This is a genomic window from Micromonospora sp. CPM1, from assembly GCF_023896895.1.
Taxonomy (GTDB): domain Bacteria; phylum Actinomycetota; class Actinomycetes; order Mycobacteriales; family Micromonosporaceae; genus Micromonospora; species Micromonospora tulbaghiae.
On the sequence record NZ_JAMHIU010000008.1, the window covers coordinates 143,546 to 163,160 of the forward strand.

A 19,615-nucleotide genomic window follows, 5' to 3' on the forward strand; every position below is an offset into this window, starting at 1 on the left:
GATCGCCACCTTGCCGCCGCGCGGCGCGGCGAACCTGCCGGTGCGGCTACTTCAGCTCGACCAGGCGCGCGAGGTAGGTGGTGTCGCCGACGTTGGTGAGCATGTGCACCGCGCCCGGGTCGCGGTAGACCACGCCGCCGGTCGGCTCGTCGGCGTCGATAGTGGTGCCGTCGATCGTCTGCACCACGTTCTTGGCGCCCTGGATCGCCACCACCAGGTACGGGTGGTCGTGCCGGTGCAGCGGCTGCCGCTCACCCGGCTCCAGCCGGATGTGCCAGACGCGTACGCGGTCGTTCTCGTACACGATCTCCTGGCCCACCGGGCCGAGTTCGAGGTCGGCGGAGAGCTCGGTCATCGTGGTCCGTCCAGTCGGGGGAGCACCTCGGCGGCGATGAGCTCCACGTGGTCGAGGTCGTCGAAGTCGATCAGGCGCAGGTGCACCCGGGTGGCCCCGATCGCGGCGAACTCGCCGATCCGCTCGACGAGCTGGGCGGGGGAGCCGACCACCGGGTCCTCCGGCGGCAGCGCGCTCGTGACGTGCAGCGGCGCGGCCCGGCGCTGCGCCTCGGCGTCGGTGCGTCCGATCGCCACCACGATGCCGGCGGAGAGCGTCAGCGGCGCGCGGCCGGAGGCGTCCCGTCCGGCGCGGTCGCACGCCTCCCGCACCCGCTCGTACGCGGCGGCGGTCTCGGCCACGCTCTTGAACGGCATGTTGAACTCGTCGGCGTAGCGGGCGGCCAGGTCGGGCGTGCGCTTCGGTCCCCGTCCGCCGACGATCACCGGCGGACCGGGCTGCTGCACCGGCTTGGGCAGCGCGGGCGCGTCGACCAGGCGGTAGTGCTCACCGGTGAAGCTGTACGTCTCGTCGGACGGGGTGCGCCACAGCCCGGTGACGATCTCCAGTTGCTCGGCGAGCCGGTCGAAGCGCTCGCTCACCGGCGGGAACGGGATGCCGTACGCGGTGTGCTCGCGCTCGTACCATCCGGCGCCGATGCCCAGCTCGACCCGGCCGCCGCTCATCCGGTCGACCTGGGCGACCATGACCGCCAGCGGCCCGGGGAGCCGGAACGTGGCGGACGTGACCAGCGTGCCGAGCCGGATCCGGGAGGTCTCCCGGGCCAGCGCGGCGAGCGTCAGCCAGGCGTCGGTGGGGCCGGGCAGCGCCGGCTCGTCCCCCATGGCCCGGTAGTGGTCGGCCCGGAAGAAGCCCTCGAAGCCGGTCTCCTCGACCAGCCGGGCGAACCGGAGCTGGTCGTCGTAGTCCGCACCGCGGTGCGGCTCGGTGAACACCGAGACCCGCATGGTCAGCGGCCTCCCACGGGTACGCCCGGGCCGTCCCGTTCCATCAGCAGCTCGTGCAGCTCGGCGCTGATCCGCGCGACGTCGGCGAGGTGTTCGTGGCGGCCCAGCGTGCGGGGCCGGGGGACGTTCACCTCGACCACCTGGCGGATCCGGCCGGGGCGCGGGCTGAGCACGACGACCCGGTCGGCGAGCAGCACCGCCTCGTCGATCGAGTGGGTGACGAAGACGATCGTCGCCTTCGTCTCCATGTGCACCCGCTGGAGTTCGCCGGAGAGTTCCTCGCGGGTGAGCGCGTCGAGCGCGGAGAACGGCTCGTCCATGAGCATCACCCGGGGCGAGCCGATCAGCGACCGGCACAGCGAGACGCGCTGCTGCATGCCGCCGGACAGCTCGTGCGGGAGGCGCTTCTCGAAGCCGCCCAGCCCGGCCATCTCCAGCAGCTTGCGGGCCCGGTCGCGGTGCTCGGCGCGGCGCCAGCCGAAGATCTCCACCGGCAGCAGCACGTTGTCCAGCACCGAGCGCCAGGGCAGCAGCGCCGGCCGCTGGAACAGCATCGCCACGTCGCGGCGGGGCTTCGTGATCGGCGTACCGCCCACGGTGATCTCACCGCCGGTGACCGGCAGCAGCCCGGCGATCATGCGCAGCAGCGTGGACTTGCCGCAGCCGGATCGGCCGAGGACGGCGACGAACTCGCCTTCGGCGACGTCGAGGTCGATGCCGCGCAACGCCTCCACCCGCCCCGAACGGCCGTCGAAGGTGCGGGACACCCCGGACAGTCGGATCATCTCCCGCCGGCTCCCTTCCACGTCGTCCCCAAATGCGAGCCGGGCTAGCGTAGCGGACGGTGCTTATAGCACCGTCCGGGGTGGACGTCAGTCCGCTTTCCGTCACGCAACTTCGTTTCCGTTCCGCAACCGGGACGGCGGCGGCAGGTCATCTGCCTTCTCGTACGCTGTTGCGCGCGAAGAGTCCCCTCACGACGGTCCAGTCGGCCGAACCCACATGCCGACCCCGTCGGACCCACGACCCGACCGGCGAAGAAGTCCTGGTCGGAAAGGACATGGTGCACTGATGAGAAGGCTGACCCGTACGGTCGCCGCCGCGGCTCTGGCCACCGCCCTCGCCCTGGTGGGCGGCTGCAGCAGCGACTCGGAGAAGTCCGAGAGCGGCGGCGGCAACGGCGCGGCGCTGGAGAAGGTGACGTACCTCACCTCGTTCGGCAACTTCGGGCGTGACTCCTACGCCTGGGTGGCGAAGGACAAGGGCTTCTTCAAGGAGGCCGGTTTCGACGTCGACATCAAGCCCGGTCAGGGCACCGGCTCCGTGATCCAGACCATCACCGGCGGCCAGGCCGACTTCGGCCCGATCGACCTGACCGGTGGCATCCTCCAGCTCGGCAACGGCCAGGCGAAGGACTTCGTGGCGGTGGCCGCGATCCAGCAGCGCACCATGGCCGCGATCGTCACGGTCGAGGGCAAGAACATCGCCACCCCGAAGGACCTCGAGGGCAAGAAGCTCGCCGACACCCCGACGTCCGTCGTGCGCAACCTCTTCCCGACGTACGCGCGGCTCGCCGGCATCGACGGCAGCAAGGTGACCTGGGTCAACGGTGAGGCGCAGGGCCTCATCGGCATGCTCGGCTCGGGCTCGGTGGACGGCATCGGCCAGTTCGTCGTCGGCCAGCCGACGGTGGAGACGGTGACCAAGAAGAAGCCGGTCGTCCTGCCGTACAGCAACGTGATGCAGGACCTCTACGGCAACGCGCTGATCACGTCCTCGAAGATCGCCAAGGAGAAGCCGGAGATGGTGAAGAAGTTCACCGCCGCGCTGCTCAAGGGCCTGGAGTACTCGCTGGCCAACCCGGACGAGGCCGCCGAGATCCTGAAGAAGAACGTGCCGGCCGCCGTCCCGGCCGCGGCCTCCGCCGAGCTTCAGCTGATGGCCGCGTACGTCCGGTCGAGCAACTCCGGCACCGCGATCGGCACGCTGGACAGCGGCCGGGTGGCCAAGAGCATCGCGCTGCTCCAGGGCGCCGGTGCGCTCAAGCAGAACCTGACCCCGGACCAGATCATCGACTTCAACCTCGCGCCGAAGGCCTGACCGGTCCGCTCGGGCCAAACGGGGGTGCGACCCGCCGGACACCCCGGTGGGCGCACCCCCTTCGCGTGCCGCCGGTCACGTCGACCGGCGCAGAGAGGAGACACGTTGACACAGTCGACCGAGGCCCGGCCGGAGGCGCCGCCGCGCCCGGCGGTCCGGCGCGGGATCGCCGTACGCCCGGCGGCGGTCGGGTTGCCGGCGCTGGGCCTGGTGATCGCGGTGGCGGCCTGGTGGCTGGTCACCTCGGGCCTGAACCTGGTGCACCCGGCCGCGCTGCCCCCGCCGCAGGCGGTGGGGAAGTCCCTCACGAGCACCACCGAGGTGCTGCTGCCCGCGCTGGGCATCACCACCTGGATGACCCTGTTCGGCTTCCTGCTCTCGTCGGTGGCCGGGGTGCTGATCGGGATGGCGCTGGCCGCCTCCCGGCGGGTGGAGCGGATGTTCGCGCCGCTGCTGGTGGCGGTGAACGCGGTCCCGAAGATCGCGTTCGGGCCGTTGCTGGTGGTGGCGGTGGGCTGGGGGCAGAAACCCATCCTGACCATGGTGTTCCTGCTCTGCTTCTTCCCGATCGTGCTCTCCACGGCGACCGGGCTGACCACCACCCCGGCGGATCTGGCGGAGCTGGGCCGGTCGCTCAACGCCTCGTGGTGGCAGTCGTTCCGCAAGGTGCGCTTCCCGGCGGCGCTGCCGCAGATCTTCGTCGGGCTCAAGGTGGCCATGCCGCTGGCCGCGATCGGCGCGGTGATCGGGGAGTTCTACTCCGACCGCCCGGGCCTGGGTTACCAGATCCTCCAGTACAACGGCGTCGGTGACACCGCGACCGCCTGGGCGGCGATCGTGCTGGTGGCGCTCATGAGCATCGTGCTCTACGCCGTCCTGAGCCTGGTCGAGCGCCTGGCCCTGCCCTGGGTGCGGGCCACCACCTCAGCCCGCTGACCCACGAACCCAGAAGAAGACACCAACCCACGGCTGGCGGCCGACCACGACAGGCGTGGCCCCACCGCAACCGGCGCAGGGATCAAGCCTGACCGCCCGGAGCCGGTTGCGGTGGGGCCACGCCCCCACAGTGAGATGCCGGGGCCCACGCCCCGACAGCGCTAGCCAGCCAACCGCCAGCGCCCACCCCGAGCCACCAGCGTCGTCAACGCCTGCGGCATCAACCCGGAGTGGTTGTCCGGCGTCATCCGGATCGGGCCGGACAGCCCGTCGAGCTGCGAGGTCTCCAGCACGTCGCGCAGCGCCTCCCGGTCGACCCTGCCCGGCTCGCCGCCCGCCCGCTGCTCGGCGTCGGCGATCAACTGGACCGCGTCCGCCGCGAACGAGGAGAAGCCGTTGTAGCCGCCGAACCGGGCGGTGTAGTCCTGGAACCACTGCCGCCGCGCGGCCTTGGCCGGGGTGGTGGCGATGACGTCGTCGATCACCATGGTCTGGGTGAAGATCAACGTCGCCTCGTCCGTGGAGCGGGCCGACGGGCCGAGGAAGAGGTCCCCGGCGGCCGTGGCGTCGAAGAACAGCGACCCGCGGAACTTGCTCTGCCGGGCGGTGGTGGCGGCGAGCATCGCCTGCTCCGGCGTGGTCCACAGGACCAGTGCCTGTGGCTTGCCGGCGATCAGCTCGTTGATCTGCGTGCCGACCTCGGTGTCGGTGACCCGCACCGACTCGTTGCGGACCAGCTTGACCGGGGTCTTGCTCAGTTCGCGGCGCAGGGCGGCGAGCCCTTCCTGGCCGTAACCCTCGGCGCTGTGCAGCAACGCCACCTTGCGGATGTTGCGCCGGTCCAGTTCGCCGGCGAGGGCGGCGGCGCTGTCGGTGGCGTTCGGGGCGAGCTTGAAGACATATCGACGCTCGGCCACGGGCTCGGTGATGGCGCTCGACGAACCCAGTGCGATCGTCGGAATGCGCTTCTCACCGATCGTGCGGGCCGCGCCGACGGCGCATTCGTTGCAACCGCCCATGATGACGGCGCTCACGCGTGAGTCACCGCTGAAATCATTGATGTTCCGCAAGGATTCCGCGGCGTCCGAGCGGTTGTCCTTGACCCGCAGATCGATCTTCCGGCCGCCCAGTGCGCCGGAGGCGTTCAACTGCTCGACCTTCAGTTGCAGAGCCCGTTGGTAGACCTTGCCGACGGGCGCCGAGGCGCCGGAGAGTTCCAGGTCGGCGGCGATCACGATCGGGCTGGTGTCCTGCGGTTCCCCGCCGATCCCGCAGCCGGTGAGCGTGGTGGCCAGCACGGCCGATGCGAGCGCCGCGATGCTCGCGGAGCGGATGGGGCTCAACTCAGTCCTCCAGGTGCGGCGCGGGCCGACGCCCGATCACCGCCGCTCGTCCGTCCTCAGTGGAGGAACGGGATTGGTTTGCCGTACGGTGTGCGCGAAGCCTGCAAAACCTTGCCAATGCCGAGGCCTGTGGTCAAGCCGGGCTGACGAGTGCTGTTTCGGGACAGCCATCCCACATGCTGGGGACACGGAACATTAACTGACAATTACTGCACAGAAGCGCGTGACCACTCTGGAGTGACATCCCCTGATCAGGGGGTTGGAGAAAAGAAGGTATTAGGTGATCGGATCCCGGGATGCGTCGGCCGCGACCGTTTCCTGCCTCACTGCGGCTTCCCAAACTGGATCTCGTCTGATGAAATCGCGGCCGTGCCGCGCGTGGCGGTGGCCGCTGCACCAGGCACGGGTCAGCGGGTCGCGCGTGGAAGAAACGACGGAGGCGATGTCGTGAGCACCGGACCTACGACCCTGCCCGGGAGCCCCAACGCCGAACAGCCGAACCGGCGCCGGCGCCTGCCCAGGCTGCGCGACGCGCGGATCCGCTCCAAGCTCGCCCTCATCCTGGTCGTTCCGGTCGCGGCTGTCATCGCGCTGGCAACTATCCGACTCATCTCGGTCGGTCAGGGCGCGTACGAGGCGGACCGGGTCCGGTCGCTGAGCGCGGTGTCGGTCGACGTCTCGGCGCTGACCCAGGACCTGCACAAGGAGCGGATGGCGGCGGCGGTCTTCCTGGCCGACCCGAACCAGAAGCCGGACGCGTACAACCTGCGGGTGCGCCAGACCGACGAGCGCATCGCGGCGTACCAGGAGGAGCGGAGCAAGCTCGGCGAGGTGCCGGCCGCGATCAGCAACCAGCTCAAGGTGATCGACGCCCACCTGTCCACGTTGAACGGCACCCGCCAGGAGGTGCTGGACCGGTTGCAGATGCCGGTGGCCGAGGCGACCCTGCGCTACGGCATCGTGCTGGACGACCTGGTCGCGTACGGCGACGCGCTGGCGCAGCAGCCGGGCGCGGAGAGCCTGGCCGACGCCCGCCGCGCGGTGGCCGCGTTCGCCCACGCGAAGTCCGAGGTGGCCGAGGAGCAGGCGGTGGCCTTCACCGCCCTGGAGGGCGGCCAGATCGACGAGGAGCAGTTCTCGTCCTTCGTGGCCACGCTCACCGGTCAGCAGGAGGCGCTGCTCACCTTCTCCCGGACCGCGACGCCGAGCCAGCGGGCACTGGTGGACCGCACCGTCTCCGGTGACGCCGTCCAGCTCGCCGACCGGGTCGCGGGCGACATCTCCCGCTCGATCGAACGACCCTCGCTGGTCACCCGCGACGAGGCGTCCGCCGCCATCGGCGCGGTCGACGACCTGATGCGGTGGGCCGAGATCCAGCTCCTGGACGAGATGCTGGCCGACGCCGACGAGGTACGCGCCGACGTGATCCGGCAGGCGATCGTGGAGAGCCTGCTCGTGCTGCTCACGCTCGCGGTCGCGGTGACGCTCGCCGTGGTGCTCGCCCGCTCGCTCAACGACTCGCTGCGCCGGCTGCGCGAGGGCGCGCTCGCGGTGGCGAACCACGACCTGCCGGACGCGGTGAGCCGGCTCCAGAACGTCAACGCCATCGGTGACGGCGGCGTGGACGAGATCGTCCAGCAGGTACGGGACCCGATCAAGCTGAGCAACCGCGACGAGGTCGGCCAGGTGGCGGTGGCCTTCAACGTGGTCCACCGGGAGGCGGTCCGGGTCGCGGCCGAGCAGGCCGCGCTGCGGACGAGCGTCTCGGCGATGTTCCTCAACCTGGCCCGCCGCTCGCAGAGCCTGGTCGACCGCATGATCGGTGAGCTGGACGCGATCGAGCGCTCCGAGGAGGACCCGAAGCGGCTGGCGCAGCTGTTCGAGCTGGACCACCTGGCCACCCGGATGCGCCGCAACGACGAGAACCTGCTGGTGCTCGCCGGCGCCGACTCGGCCGTGCCGCGTCGCGACGACGCGCTCCTGGTCGACGTGCTGCGCGCCGCGCAGTCCGAGGTCGAGCTCTACAACCGGATCGAGTTCGGCACCGTCGACACCGACATCTCGGTCGCCGCGCACGCCGTCAACGACGTCGTCCGGCTGGTCGCCGAGCTGCTCGACAACGCCACCCGGTTCTCGCCGCCGAACACCAGTGTGGTGGCCGACGGCCGCCGGATCCGCGACTACGTGCTGATCCAGATCGAGGACCGTGGTCTGGGCCTCAGCGACGACCAGCTCGACTCGCTCAACCGGCGCCTGGCCGCGCCGCCGACCGTCGACGTGGCCGCGTTCCGGCTGATGGGTCTGGCCGTGGTGAGCCGGCTCGCCTCCCGCTACGGGATCCGGGTCGAGCTGCGCCGCAACGTCGAGGGCGGCACCGTCGCCCAGGTCACGCTGCCGAACTCGACAGTGGTGCTGCCGGCCAACCGGGGCCAGGCCCCGCTGACCCGGCCGCGTCAGCCGCTCGCCGTCGAGCAGTCGCCGCTCAGCCAGGCCGGCGCCGCCGACGCGCTGGCCGGCGCCGGGCGGGGCGCGGCCACCGCGACGCTCGCCGACGGGTGGCGCGGGGCGAGCACCGCCCCGCCGTCCAGGTGGCAGACGCCCGGCGAGACGCGCGACACCATGCCCGCCGTACATCTGGGTGGGGCGACCGGCGCGCTGCCCACCGTGGCGGCGCCCGCCCCGGTGGCCGCGGCGCCCGCCACCGCACCGGCTCCGGTCTCCGGAGCGGGCTGGTCGGCCGGCGGACCGACGGTGGCGTACCCGGCGCTCGACCCGCTGCCCAAGCGGACGCCGGGTGTCGAGAGCGCGCAACCCGCGACCCAGGCCGCACCTCCGGCCTACCAGCCGCTCGCCGCGGCGCCGGCGGTGGAGAGCACCCCGGCGACGCCGGTGGTGGCCCGGCCCGAGCAGCGGGCCGAGGCGCCGATATTCCGCGAGATGGAGGCGGTCTGGTTCCGTTCGCACGGAGAGGACGAGACCACCATCTTCACCCGTCCCACGTTCGACGAGCCGCCCGCGCCGGCGCAGCCGGCCGTGGCGCCCCCCGCGGCGTCGGCTCGTCCGAAGCTGCCCACCCGTACCCCCGGGGCCCAGGCGTCGGGGCTGACCACGTCGACCACGCCGCCCGCGTACAGCCCGCCGGAGGTTCCGTCCACGCCGCCGGCGGCCGTGACGCCGCCCCCGGCGCCGCCCGCCGCCGATCCCGCACCCGCGCCCACGGCGCCGATCGACCCGGAGGCCTGGCGTACGGCGGCCGACGAGGGCTGGTCGCGGGCCAGCCGTGCCGCGGAGCCCACCACCGGCGGCACCACCCGCTCCGGCCTGCCCAAGCGGGTGCCGCAGGCCCAGCTCGTGCCCGGCGGGATAGAGCCGAAGAGCGGCCGGGACCGCAGCCGGCGCACGCCGGACGAGGTACGCGGTCTGCTCTCCGCCTACCACCGTGGCGTCCAGCGGGGCCGTACGGCCGGCGCCGACCTGAACAGCACCTCGACCAAGGAGACGAACCGATGAACAGGCCGGCGGCCATGCAGGACATGGGGTGGCTTCTCACCAACTTCGCCGACAGCGTTGCGGGCATCGCGCACGTGGTGGCGGTGTCCGCGGACGGGCTGCTGCTCGCCTCCTCCCGGGACCTGCCCGGCGACCGGGCCGACCAGCTCGCCGCGATCACCTCCGGCGTGGTGAGCCTGACCGAGGGCGCGGCGCGGATGTTCAGCGCCGGCGGGGTGTTGCAGACCGTCATCGAGATGGACAGCGGCTATCTGTTCCTGATGTCCATCAGCGACGGTTCGTCGATGGCCGTGCTGGCGGCGCGCAGCTGCGACGTCGGCCAGGTGGGTTACGAGATGGCGCTGCTGGTCGAGCGGGTCGGCCAGGCACTGGTCCCGCTGCCGAGAGACGCGGTCCGGTCCTGATCGGGCCGGAGAGCTGACGACCGGAGCCGGTGCGGCTCCGAACGAGGGGAGGTGATCGCGAGATGGACCCGCGACGTGATCCACGTGGCGCGCTGGTGCGGCCGTACGCGGTCACCCGGGGCCGCACCGAGCCGTTGCAGAACATCGCGCTCGAAGCGGTGCTGTCGAGCACGCCTACGCAGTCGGCCGAGGCGCGCTTCGCCGGGCACGACAAGTACCGCATCTCCTCGGTCTGTGAGGGCCGGGCGCAGTCGCTTGCGGAAATCGCCGCTTACACCCGGATGCCGCTGGGCGTCACCCGGGTGCTGGTCGCCGACATGGTGGCCGAGGGCCTGCTGACGCTACACACTGCCGCTCCCGCGACGGGTTTCGCGGCGCGGATGAACCTGCTTGGAAGGGTGCTAAGTGGACTTCGCGAACTATGACCCCGACGGGGTGAACCGCGGCCGGGAGATCATCTCCGCGAAGATCGTGATCGCGGGTGGCTTCGGCGTGGGCAAGACGACACTTGTCGGGGCGATCTCCGAGATCCAGCCGCTGACCACCGAGGCGCTGATGACCGCGGCGGGCGTGGGCATCGACGACGCGTCGAAGGTGCCGGGCAAGGAGACCACCACGGTCGCCATGGACTTCGGCCGTATCACCATGGCCGAGGATCTGATCCTCTACCTGTTCGGCACGCCGGGCCAGACCCGCTTCTGGTTCATGTGGGACGAGATCATCCGGGGCGCGGTGGGCGCCGCGGTGCTGGTGGACACCCGCCGCATCACCGACGCGTTCGCGCCGCTGGACTACTTCGAGAACCGCAAGCTGCCGTACGTCGTGGCGTTGAACCGCTTCGGCGACGCGCCGCACTACGAGCTGGAGGAGGTCCGGGAGGCGCTCGCCATCTCCCCGGACGTGCCGATGGTCCTGTGCGACGCCCGCCAGCGGGACTCGGTCAAGCAGGTGCTGGTCACGGTGGTCGAGCACGCGATGCTCCGCCTCCAGGCCGAGCACGGCTACCCGGCTTCGGTCGGCTGACCGCCTGCGGGTCAGTCGACCCGCAGGCGGTACCCCCGCTTGACCACCGTCTGCACCACGCGGGGCGCCTTCAGCCCGGCCCGCAGGCGGGCGACAGCCATCTCCACCGCGTGCTCGTCGGCACCGCGCGGCAGCGTACGCAGCAGCGCGGTGCGGGAGAGCACCTTCCCGGGGGACGCGGCCAGCGCCCGCAGCACGGCCATCGGCGCCGGCGCGAGCTGACGCAGTTCCCCGTCCACCACCGCGGCGTGCCCGCGCAGCGTCAGCACGTGCCCGGCCGCCTTCACCGAGACCGTGCGCCGGGGCAGTTCCTCGACGATGGTGCGGACCAGGGCGCCCAGCCGGGCCCGGCTCGGCGCGCTCACCGGCACCCCGCGCCGGACCAGCGGCTCGGCGGTGACGGTGCCGACGCACCCGGCCAGCACGTCGCCGCGCAGCGCCTCCAGCACCGTCTCGGTACGGTCCCCGGCCGCCCGCAGCAGGGCCTCGGCCGCCGGTGCCGAGGTGAACGTGACCGCGTCGACGAGACGCCCGGCGACCAGGTCGATGAGCCGGTGCAGCGGTGCCGGGTCGGCCGGCGGCGCCCACCGGTACACCGGCACCTCGATCACCGTGGCGCCGGCCGCCACCAGCGCGTCGGCGCACTCGGGCTGCCGCTCGCCGTGCAGCTGCATCGCCACCACCTGGCCGGCCACCCCGCGCCGCACCAGATGCTCGACCACCTCGTCGCAGCTCTCCGACTCCGGGGACCAGTGCTCGCGCAGCCCGGCGGCCCGGATCGCACCGGTCGCCTTCGGACCGCGGGACACCACGTACGTTTGGGCGAGCGTGGTGCGCAGCGGCTCGGCCAGCCCCCAGCCCTCGGCCGCCTCCAGCCAGCCGCGCATGCCGATGCCGGTGTTGGCCATCAGCACGTCCGGCGGGTGTTCCAGGCAGGCCCGGGTGGCCTCACGCAGGTCGGTGTCGTCGGCCAGCGGGACGATCCGCAGCGCCGGGGCGAGCACCACCCGCGCCCCGCGCCGCTGGAGCAGCGCGGCCAGTTCGTCGCGCCGCCGGTCGGCGGTGACGCCGATGGTGAAGCCGGCCAGCTCGTCCCGCATCATTCCTCCTGCCGTAACCGCACCTCGACCAGGCCGTCCCGGCAGCGCACCGGGTGCCGGCGCAGCGTCACGCCCGGTAGGTCCAGGCACCGCCCGGTGGTGAGGTCGTAGACCTGCTTGTGCAGCGGCGAGGCGAGCGTGGGCACCCCGCCCCGGCTGCCGACCAGGCCCCGGGACATGACGTACGCGCCGCCGACCGGGTCGAGGTTGTCCACCGCGTACAGGCCGTGCGCGGTGCGGAAGACCGCGACCTGTACGCCGTCGACGAGGGCGGCCACACCCCGGTCGGGGTCGAGCCGGTCCAGCGGGCAGACCGGGGTCCAGTCCAGCGTGACGACGGGGCTCATCGGCGTACCTCCGGCAGGCCCAGCACGACGGGCTGGCGGCGGTGTCCGCCGTCCGGGGGCGCGCCCCGGGCCGGCACCGGCTGACCCCGTTCCTGGGTGAACGTGATGGACGGGTCGGGCACGTCGGGCGCGTTGACGAAGGAGGTGAAGCGGCGCAGCCGGTCCGGGTCCTCCAGCACGTCGCGCCACTCGTCGGAGTAGCTCGCGACGTGCCGGGCCATCGCCGCGTCGAGGTCGGCGCAGAGCCCGAGCGAGTCGTCCACGAGCACCGACCGGAGGTGGTCCAGGCCGCCGTCCATGGCCTCGACCCAGGCGGCGGTGCGCTGCAACCGGTCGGCGGTGCGGATGTAGTACATGAGGAACCGGTCGATCAGTGTGACCAGCTCGGCGGTGCTCAGGTCGGTGGCGAACAGGTCGGCGTGCCGGGGCCGGAAGCCGCCGTTGCCGCCGACGTACAGGTTCCAGCCGCTCTCGGTGGCGATGATCCCGAAGTCCTTGCTCCGGGCCTCGGCGCACTCCCGGGCGCAGCCGGAGACCGCCGACTTGAGCTTGTGCGGCGCCCGCAGGCCCCGGTACCGCAGCTCCAGCGCGACCGCCAGCCCCACCGAGTCCTGTACGCCGTAGCGGCACCAGGTGTCGCCCACGCAGGACTTCACCGTGCGCAGCGCCTTGCCGTACGCGTGGCCGGACTCGAAGCCCGCGTCGACGAGCCGGCGCCAGATCTGCGGCAACTGGTCGACCCGCGCGCCGAACAGGTCGATCCGCTGCCCGCCGGTGATCTTCGTGTACAGCCGGAAGTCGCGCGCCACCTCGCCGATCGCGATCAGCTTCTCCGGGGTGATCTCCCCGCCGGGAATCCGCGGCACCACCGAGTAGCTGCCGTCGCGTTGCAGGTTCGCCAGGAAGTGGTCGTTGGTGTCCTGGAGCGACGCCTGCTCACCGTCGAGCACGTGCCCGGTGCCCAGCGAGGCCAGGATCGAGGCCACCACCGGCTTGCAGATGTCGCATCCGCTGCCGCGCCCGTGCTCGGCGACGAGCCGGGAGAACGTGCGGATGCCCCGCACCCGGATCAGGTCGAACAGCTCCTGCCGGCTGTGGTCGAAGTGCTCGCACAACGCCGTCGACTGGCGTACCCCGGCGGCGTCCAGCAGCTGCTTGAGCATCGGCACGCAGGAGCCGCAGCTCGTACCGGCCCGGGTGCACGCCTTCAGCGCCGGCACGTCGGCCGCGCCGCCGGCGATGGCCGCGTCCAGGTCGGCCCGGGTCACCGCGTTGCAGGAGCAGACCTGCGCGCCGGCCGGCAACGCGCCCGCACCGGCGCCCGCGCCGCCGGCCGGCGCCAGCAGGGCCAGCGGGGGAGCGGGCAGCGGCCCGCCGACACTGGCCCGCAACGCCGGATACGCGCTCGCGTCGCCGACCAGCACGCCGCCGAGCAGTGTCCGCGCGTCGTCGGAGAGGACCAGCTTCGCGTACGAGCGGGTGGCCGGGTCGGTGTACGTCACGTCGAGGCAGCCCGGGGTGACGCCGTGCGCGTCACCGAACGAGGCCACGTCCACGCCGAGCAGCTTGAGTTTCGTCGCTGTGTCCGCGCCGGGGAACGTCGCCGCGCCGCCGAGCAGCCGGTCCGCCACCACCTCGGCGGTGGCGTACCCGGGCGCGACCAGTCCGTGGCAGACGCCGTCCACCGCCGCGCACTCGCCGACCGCCCAGATCCGCTCGTCGGCGGTCCGGCAGGCCGCGTCCACCAGCACGCCGCCGCGCGGGCCCAGCGGCAGCCCGGCCGCGCGGGCCAGCTCGTCGCGCGGCCTGATCCCGGCGGCGACCACCACCAGCTCCGCGTCGAGCGTGCGCCCGTCGGCCAGGTCGAGCGCGGCCACAGTTCCGTCCGGCCCGGGCCGCAGCGCCGTGGTGGCCACCCCGAGGTACGGCGTGACGCCCAGCTCCTCGACGTACCGCCGGAGCATCGCCCCGCCCGCCTCGTCCACCTGCACCGGCATCAGCCGGGGCGCGAACTCGACCACGCTGGTGGCGAGCCCGAGCAGCCGCAGCGCGTTCGCCGCCTCCAGCCCGAGCAGCCCGCCACCGATCACCGCACCGGTGCGGCGGCCCCGGGCGTGCTCCCGGATCGCGGTCAGGTCGTCCAGCGTCCGGTAGACGAAGACGCCTGGCAGATCGGTGCCGTCGACCGGCGGCACGAACGCGTACGAGCCGGTGGCGAGCACCAGCGCGTCGTACGGGTACTCGCCGGCCGCCGTGGTCACCACCCGCCGTGCCCGGTCGACGCCGGTGGCCGGTTCGCCCAGGCGCAGGTCCACTCCGGCGTCGAGGGTGTGCACCGTCAGCTCGTCGGCGTCCACCCCGTCGAAGACGGCCGAGAGCCGCACCCGGTCGTACGCCGGACGCCGTTCCTCGGCGAGCACCGTGACCCGCCACCGCCCGTCGGTGTCCCGGGCCCGCAGCGCCTCGACGAAGCGCTGCCCCACCATGCCGTTGCCGACGACGACCAGCCTGCTGATCCGCTCGGTCATGACGCCACCTCCACCGTCTCGCGTACCTCGTCGGTTGTGGACGGATCCGCCTCGGCGAGCCAGCCGGCGATGCCCGCCACCGCGTCCCGGCAGCTGCCGCAGCCGGTGGCGGCCCGCGTCGCCGCGGACAACGCCGCCGCCGTCCGGGCGCCCGCCCGCCAGCACGCCACCAGCGCGCCCTTGCTCACGTCGTTGCACCGGCACACGGTCGCGGCGTCCGGCATCAGCGCCGGTGACGCGGCCGGCCCGGCCGGCGTCTCGCCGAACGCCCGGCCGAGCAGCAGCGAACGCCGGTCCGCCGGCACCGGCGCGCCCCTGTCGAACAGCTGCACCACGGTGCCGACCGCCGGGTTGTCGCCGAGCAGGATCGCGCCGGTCAGTCGCTCGTCCCGGATGCGCAGCCGGGCGTAGGTGCCCCGGGCCGGGTCGGCGAAGGTCAGCTCCTCGACCGGCCCGCCCGGGTCGCCCGTGCCGGCCACGTCGCCCATCGCGGCCAGGTCGATGCCGGCCGCCTTGAGCCGGGTCACTGCCGGCCGGGGCCGGTAGCGGGCCAGCGGGTCCGCACCGGTCAGCACGTCGGCCACCACCCGGGCCTGTGCCCAGGCGGGCGCGACCAGCCCGGTCAGCGTGCCGTCGTGCTGCGCGCAGTCGCCGATCGCGGAGATCCGCCGATCGCTCGTCCGCATCCGGTCGTCCACCACCACGCCCCGCTCGACGGCGAGCCCGGCCGCCGCGGCGAGCGCGGTGTCGGGGCGTACCCCGCAGCAGAGCACCAGCAGGTCGGCGGCGAGCGTCTCGTCGTCGCCCAGATGCAGGCGGACGCCGTCGGCGCCGGCGGTCACGGCGGTCGCCGGCACCCCGAGCCGGGACCGGACGCCCAGGCCGGCGAGCGTGCCCGCGAGGACCGCGCCGGCGGGCGGATCGAGCTGGCGTTCCATCAGGTGCCCGACCGGGTGGACCACAGTCACGTCGAGACCCCGGGCGGCCAGCCCGCGGGCCGCCTCCAGCCCCAGCAGCCCGCCGCCGAGCACGATCACGCGCCGCGCGCCCTCGGCGGCGGCGAGGATCCGGCGGCAGTCGCCGAGCGTGCGGAACGGGACGACCCGCTCGGGCAGCGGGGCGAGGCCCGGCAGCGGCGGCACCACGGCCCGGCTGCCGGTGGCGAGCACCAGGTGGTCGTACCCGTGCCGCTCGCCGTCGTCGGTGACCACCTCGCGGGTGGCCCGGTCCACGGCGGTGACCGCCGCGCCCGTGCGGACCCCGACCTCCGGCCCGATTGCTTCGACCAGCTCCACGTCCGGCTCGCCGATGCGTCCGGCGAGCAGCGTGGAGAGCATGATCCGGTTGTACGCGCGGTGCGGCTCCGCCCCGAGCACTGTGATCCGCCGGTCCCCACCGCGCGCGTGCAGCTCGGCGGCGAGGCGGGCGCCGGCCATGCCGTAGCCGACGACGACGATGCGCTCGCTCATGCCGCCTCCACCCGGACCGCGCAGATCTTGAACTCGGGCATCCCGGAGACCGGGTCGAGGGCGTCGTTGGTGACCGAGTTGGCGCGTTGCGCGCCGGGCCAGTGGAACGGCGCGAAGACGGTGTCCGGCCGGATCGCGGTGCTGAGCCGGGCCGGTGCGCGCAGCTCACCCCGGCGGGAGACCACCCGTACCGGCGCTCCCTCGGTCACGCCGATCCGTGCCGCCAGGTCGGGATGCAGCTCGACGAAGCCGCCCGGCGCGGCGCGGCGCAACGCGGCCACCCGCCGGGTCTGCGCGCCGGACTGGTACTGCGCGAGCACCCGGCCGGTGGTGAAGTGCAGCGGGTAGTCGGCGCACACCGGCTCGGCGGCCGGCCGGTGGGTCACGGCGTGGAACCGGGCCCGGCCGTCCGGGGTGGGGAAGCGGTCGGCGAACAGCCGGGGGGTGTCCGGGCCGTCCCGGTCCGGGCAGGGCCAGAACACGCCGGTGTCGGCGTCGATGCGGTCCCAGGTGATCCCGGCGTAGTCGGCCGGCCCGCCGGCCGAGGCCCGGCCCAGCTCCGCGAACACCTCGCGCGGATCGGCCGGCAACGGCGTCCCGCCGCCGCTCAGCCGTTCCGCGAGCGCGGCGAGGATCTCCAGCTCGGTACGGACGCCGGCGGGTGGTTCGCGCAGCGCCCGGCGGCGCAGCACCCGGCCCTCCAGATTGGTCATCGTGCCGTCCTCCTCGGCCCACTGGGCGACCGGCAGCACCACGTCGGCCAGCTCGGCCGTCTCGGAGCGGACGAAGTCCGCCACCACGAGCAGGTCCAGGGCACGCAGCCGGGACTCGACCCGCGCCGCGCGGGGCGCGGACACGACCGGGTTGGAACCGAACACCAGCAGCGCCCGCGCTCCCGACGGCGTGCCGAGCGCGTCGAGGAGCTGGTACGCCGGAACCCCCGGCCCGGGCAGCGTGTCCGGGTCGACGCCCCACACCCCGGCGACGTGCTCCCGGGCCGCCGGGTCGTCGATACGCCGGTAGCCGGGGAGCTGGTCGGCCTTCTGCCCGTGCTCCCGGCCGCCCTGCCCGTTGCCCTGCCCGGTCAGGCAGCCGTAGCCGGATCCGGGACGGCCGGGCAGACCCAGGGCGAGCGCCAGGTTGATGAAGGCGGTGACCGTGTCGACCCCCTTGGCGTGCTGCTCGGCGCCCCGCGCGGTGAGGACGACCGCGCGGTCCACGCTGGCCAGCGCGCGGGCGGTCGCGTACAGGTCGGCCACCGGCACGCCGGAGAGCCGTTCCACCTCCGCCGGCCAGTAGCCGGCCACCGTCCGCCGGACCTCGTCGAAGCCGGTGGTCCGCTCCGCGACGTACGCCCGGTCCAGCCAGCCCTCGGTGAGCGCGATGTGCAGCAGCGCGTTCGCCACCGCGAGGTCGGTGCCGGGCAGGGGTTGCAGGTGCAGGTCGGCCTGGCGGGCGGTGGCGGTGGCGCGCGGGTCGACCACGATCAGCCGGCCGCCGCGTTCCCGCAGGTCGGTGACGTGCCGCATCAGCGGTGGCATGGTCTCGGCCGGGTTCGCGCCGACCAGCAGCAGCGTGTCCGCGCGGCCGAGGTCGGCGAGGGGGAACGGCAGTCCGCGGTCGATCCCGAACGCCCGGTTCCCCGCCGCGGCGGCCGACGACATGCACCAGCGCCCGTTGTAGTCGATGTGCCGGGTCCGCAGCGTCACCCGGGCGAAGCGGCCGAGCGCGTACGCCTTCTCGTTGGTGAGTCCGCCGCCGCCGAAGACGGCCACCGCGTCCGGCCCGTGGCGGTGCTGCACGTCCCGGACCCCGGCGGCGACGCGGTCCAGTGCCTCGTCCCAGGTCGCCGGCCGCAGCTCGCCGCCGGGCCGGTCGCGCAGCAGCGGCGTGGTGAGCCGCTCCGGGTGGTCGAGCAGGTCGGCGGCGGTCCAGCCCTTCTGGCACAGCCCGCCCCGGTTGGTGGGGAAGTCGCGTGCGGCGACCTCGACACCGTCACCGGTGGCGCGCAGCACCATGCCGCACTGCAACGCGCAGTACGGGCAGTGCGTGGCGGCCTCGACGGGGCGTGACCCCGTTCGCGTCGCCGTGCGTGCACCGTCTGTCATGTCGGAAAAGCGTGCCGTCGGGCGGTTTCCGGTCCGGGTCTGCTCTGTTTCGGTCCTGTCACGACCGCTTCACACCGCACGTGGGTGACGTCGTCCTCCGCGGGGTTTACAATGTGGGAAACTTGTCTCAAATAACGGGAGGGTCCGATGAGCGTGGCGGACGCGTTCGACGCGGTGGCCGGCAGCTACGACCAGGCCCGGCGTCGCCTGGTGCCCTGCTTCGACGCCTTCTACGGCACCGCTGTCGAGGTGGCCGCGCCGCCGCTGCGCGCCGCGCTCGCCGCCGGGCGTACCCCCGAGGTGCTGGACCTGGGCGCGGGCACCGGCCTGCTGTCCCTGCTGCTGGCCGCGGCCGTCCCCGGGGTCCGCCTGACGCTCGTGGACGGCGCCCCCGGCATGCTCGCGGTGGCCGCCGGGCACCTGGACGCCCGGGGCGTGCCGCACCGCACGGTCCACGCCGACCTGGCCGACCCGCTGCCCGCCGGCCGGTACGACGCGGTGGTGTCCGCGCTGGCCATCCACCACCTCGACGACTCCGGCAAGCGGGCGCTGTACCGGCGGGCCGCTGACGCGCTGGTCCCCGGCGGGGTGTTCGTCAACGCCGAGCAGGTGGCCGGACCGACCCCGGCGCTGGACCGCCGCTACGACGAGGTGTGGACGGCGCGGATCACCGAGCTGGGCTCCGACGCCGAGGAGATCGCCGGCGCGCGGGAGCGGATGCGGCACGACCGGCCGGCCCCGGTGGCCGATCAGTGCCGGTGGCTGGCCGAGGCGGGACTGGTGGACGTGGACTGCTTCTTCAAGGAATGGCGCTTCGCGGTCTTCGGCGGTCAGCGGCCGGGGGGATCGGCGAGATGATTCTCGAGCCGCTCGGCGAAACGGGGTGCGCCGGCCTTCCGTAAGTGGGCGATCAACTCGACCGCGTCCTTGTCCTCTGAAACGAGGCTGCGCCGGTAGTAGTCGATCTGCCGCGCCAATGCCCGCAGAACCAGGGGCATCGAACGGTCGGCCGCCCAGCCGAGGAACTCGTCGCCGGTGAGGACCGACAGGGATTCCCGTACGCATTCCGGAGGAAAGGCGCGCCGGTCGTCGGTCACCAGGATGTCGGCGCGGCCATGGACGGCGGCGGCCAGGACATGCCGGTCGTCCGGGTCCGGCGGGCACGGCACGTCGTTCGGCGAATAGCCGGTGACGAGGCCGTACGGAAATGCCTGGACGAAACGACGCCGCTGCCCACCGATCGCCTGCTCGGAATGCTCGGGCCGCTTGCGGCGCAGGCGGTACATCCATTCCGCCAGGACGTCCTCGCTGTACCGCAGATCGAAGACGGCGCAGTCGCCTTCGAGCGCGAGAAGGCTGATCCAGTCGCGAAGGGTCCTGGAATAGAGAACGTTCGCGTCCAGGAACACCAGGGCGGCGCTGGGGATCACAGTGGACACCCTACC

The 19,615-nt window shown here is 73.3% G+C and carries 17 protein-coding genes; 7 read left to right on the forward strand and 10 right to left on the reverse strand.

Features of this window, described 5'->3' with window-relative positions; genetic code table 11:
- Window positions 1–46: 46 nt before the first annotated feature.
- Genes M8C11_RS12255 through M8C11_RS12265 form a run of 3 tightly spaced genes read right to left on the reverse strand, consistent with a single transcriptional unit; the run spans window position 47 to window position 2,087 of the window.
- A complete protein-coding gene (locus tag M8C11_RS12255) occupies window positions 47–355 on the reverse strand; it encodes a cupin (RefSeq protein WP_013288595.1) in 309 nt (102 codons plus the stop codon).
- Window positions 352–1,302 (reverse strand): LLM class F420-dependent oxidoreductase, encoded by a 951-nt coding sequence (locus tag M8C11_RS12260; protein ID WP_252449604.1) that lies wholly within the window; start codon window positions 1,300–1,302, stop codon window positions 352–354. Before M8C11_RS12260 ends, M8C11_RS12255 begins: the two co-directional genes overlap by 4 nt.
- Before the next feature lie 2 nt (window positions 1,303–1,304).
- Complete coding sequence (locus tag M8C11_RS12265) at window positions 1,305–2,087, reverse strand: ABC transporter ATP-binding protein (RefSeq protein ID WP_252449605.1); 783 nt, start codon at window positions 2,085–2,087, stop codon at window positions 1,305–1,307.
- A gap of 286 nt (window positions 2,088–2,373) precedes the next feature.
- On the opposite strand from M8C11_RS12265, the gene M8C11_RS12270 reads away from it, so the two are divergent.
- A complete protein-coding gene (locus tag M8C11_RS12270) occupies window positions 2,374–3,402 on the forward strand; it encodes an ABC transporter substrate-binding protein (protein ID WP_091426339.1) in 1,029 nt (342 codons plus the stop codon).
- A 105-nt stretch (window positions 3,403–3,507) separates the two neighbouring features.
- Window positions 3,508–4,338, forward strand: coding sequence for an ABC transporter permease (locus tag M8C11_RS12275; protein WP_120573107.1), 831 nt, complete (start codon window positions 3,508–3,510; stop codon window positions 4,336–4,338).
- Window positions 4,339–4,499: 161 nt separating this feature from the next.
- Here M8C11_RS12275 and M8C11_RS12280 read toward each other — a convergent pair whose 3' ends face one another.
- Window positions 4,500–5,681 (reverse strand): ABC transporter substrate-binding protein, encoded by a 1,182-nt coding sequence (locus tag M8C11_RS12280; protein WP_252449606.1) that lies wholly within the window; start codon window positions 5,679–5,681, stop codon window positions 4,500–4,502.
- 447 nt (window positions 5,682–6,128) lie between these two features.
- Between M8C11_RS12280 and M8C11_RS12285 the strand changes: the two genes are divergently transcribed.
- The 4 genes from M8C11_RS12285 (at window position 6,129) to M8C11_RS12300 (ending at window position 10,618) form a co-directional block, all read left to right on the forward strand.
- Window positions 6,129–9,191, forward strand: a complete 3,063-nt coding sequence (locus M8C11_RS12285; protein WP_252449607.1) for a nitrate- and nitrite sensing domain-containing protein — start codon at window positions 6,129–6,131, stop codon at window positions 9,189–9,191.
- A complete protein-coding gene (locus M8C11_RS12290; protein ID WP_013288588.1) occupies window positions 9,188–9,595 on the forward strand; it encodes a roadblock/LC7 domain-containing protein in 408 nt (135 codons plus the stop codon). The genes M8C11_RS12285 and M8C11_RS12290 overlap by 4 nt, the downstream gene beginning before the upstream one ends.
- A 62-nt stretch (window positions 9,596–9,657) precedes the next feature.
- Window positions 9,658–10,020, forward strand: coding sequence for a DUF742 domain-containing protein (locus M8C11_RS12295; protein WP_013288587.1), 363 nt, complete (start codon window positions 9,658–9,660; stop codon window positions 10,018–10,020).
- A complete protein-coding gene (locus M8C11_RS12300) occupies window positions 10,001–10,618 on the forward strand; it encodes an ATP/GTP-binding protein (protein WP_013288586.1) in 618 nt (205 codons plus the stop codon). The genes M8C11_RS12295 and M8C11_RS12300 overlap by 20 nt, the downstream gene beginning before the upstream one ends.
- Before the next feature lie 11 nt (window positions 10,619–10,629).
- Here M8C11_RS12300 and M8C11_RS12305 read toward each other — a convergent pair whose 3' ends face one another.
- The 5 genes from M8C11_RS12305 to M8C11_RS12325 are packed head-to-tail and all read right to left on the reverse strand — an operon-like array spanning window position 10,630 to window position 18,170.
- On the reverse strand, window positions 10,630–11,718 hold the full coding sequence (locus M8C11_RS12305; protein WP_252449608.1) for a uroporphyrinogen-III synthase: 1,089 nt from the start codon (window positions 11,716–11,718) through the stop codon (window positions 10,630–10,632).
- Complete coding sequence (gene nirD, locus M8C11_RS12310; RefSeq protein WP_120573111.1) at window positions 11,718–12,065, reverse strand: nitrite reductase small subunit NirD; 348 nt, start codon at window positions 12,063–12,065, stop codon at window positions 11,718–11,720. Before nirD ends, M8C11_RS12305 begins: the two co-directional genes overlap by 1 nt.
- A complete protein-coding gene (nirB, locus tag M8C11_RS12315; protein WP_252449609.1) occupies window positions 12,062–14,593 on the reverse strand; it encodes a nitrite reductase large subunit NirB in 2,532 nt (843 codons plus the stop codon). Before nirB ends, nirD begins: the two co-directional genes overlap by 4 nt.
- Window positions 14,590–16,062: an FAD-dependent oxidoreductase gene (locus tag M8C11_RS12320; protein ID WP_252449610.1), complete on the reverse strand. Its 1,473-nt coding sequence runs from the start codon at window positions 16,060–16,062 to the stop codon at window positions 14,590–14,592. Before M8C11_RS12320 ends, nirB begins: the two co-directional genes overlap by 4 nt.
- Window positions 16,059–18,170 carry a molybdopterin oxidoreductase family protein gene (locus M8C11_RS12325; protein WP_252449611.1) on the reverse strand — a complete coding sequence of 704 codons (2,112 nt, stop codon included), beginning with the start codon at window positions 18,168–18,170 and terminating at the stop codon, window positions 16,059–16,061. The genes M8C11_RS12320 and M8C11_RS12325 overlap by 4 nt, the downstream gene beginning before the upstream one ends.
- A 147-nt stretch (window positions 18,171–18,317) precedes the next feature.
- Between M8C11_RS12325 and M8C11_RS12330 the strand changes: the two genes are divergently transcribed.
- Entirely contained in the window at window positions 18,318–19,028 is a 711-nt protein-coding gene (locus M8C11_RS12330) for a class I SAM-dependent methyltransferase (protein ID WP_252449612.1), read from the forward strand.
- Here the strand turns inward: M8C11_RS12330 and M8C11_RS12335 are convergent.
- On the reverse strand, window positions 19,001–19,600 hold the full coding sequence (locus M8C11_RS12335) for a PIN domain-containing protein (protein ID WP_121685008.1): 600 nt from the start codon (window positions 19,598–19,600) through the stop codon (window positions 19,001–19,003). The two genes, M8C11_RS12330 and M8C11_RS12335, sit on opposite strands and share 28 nt — an antisense overlap.
- Window positions 19,601–19,615 lie beyond the last annotated feature (15 nt).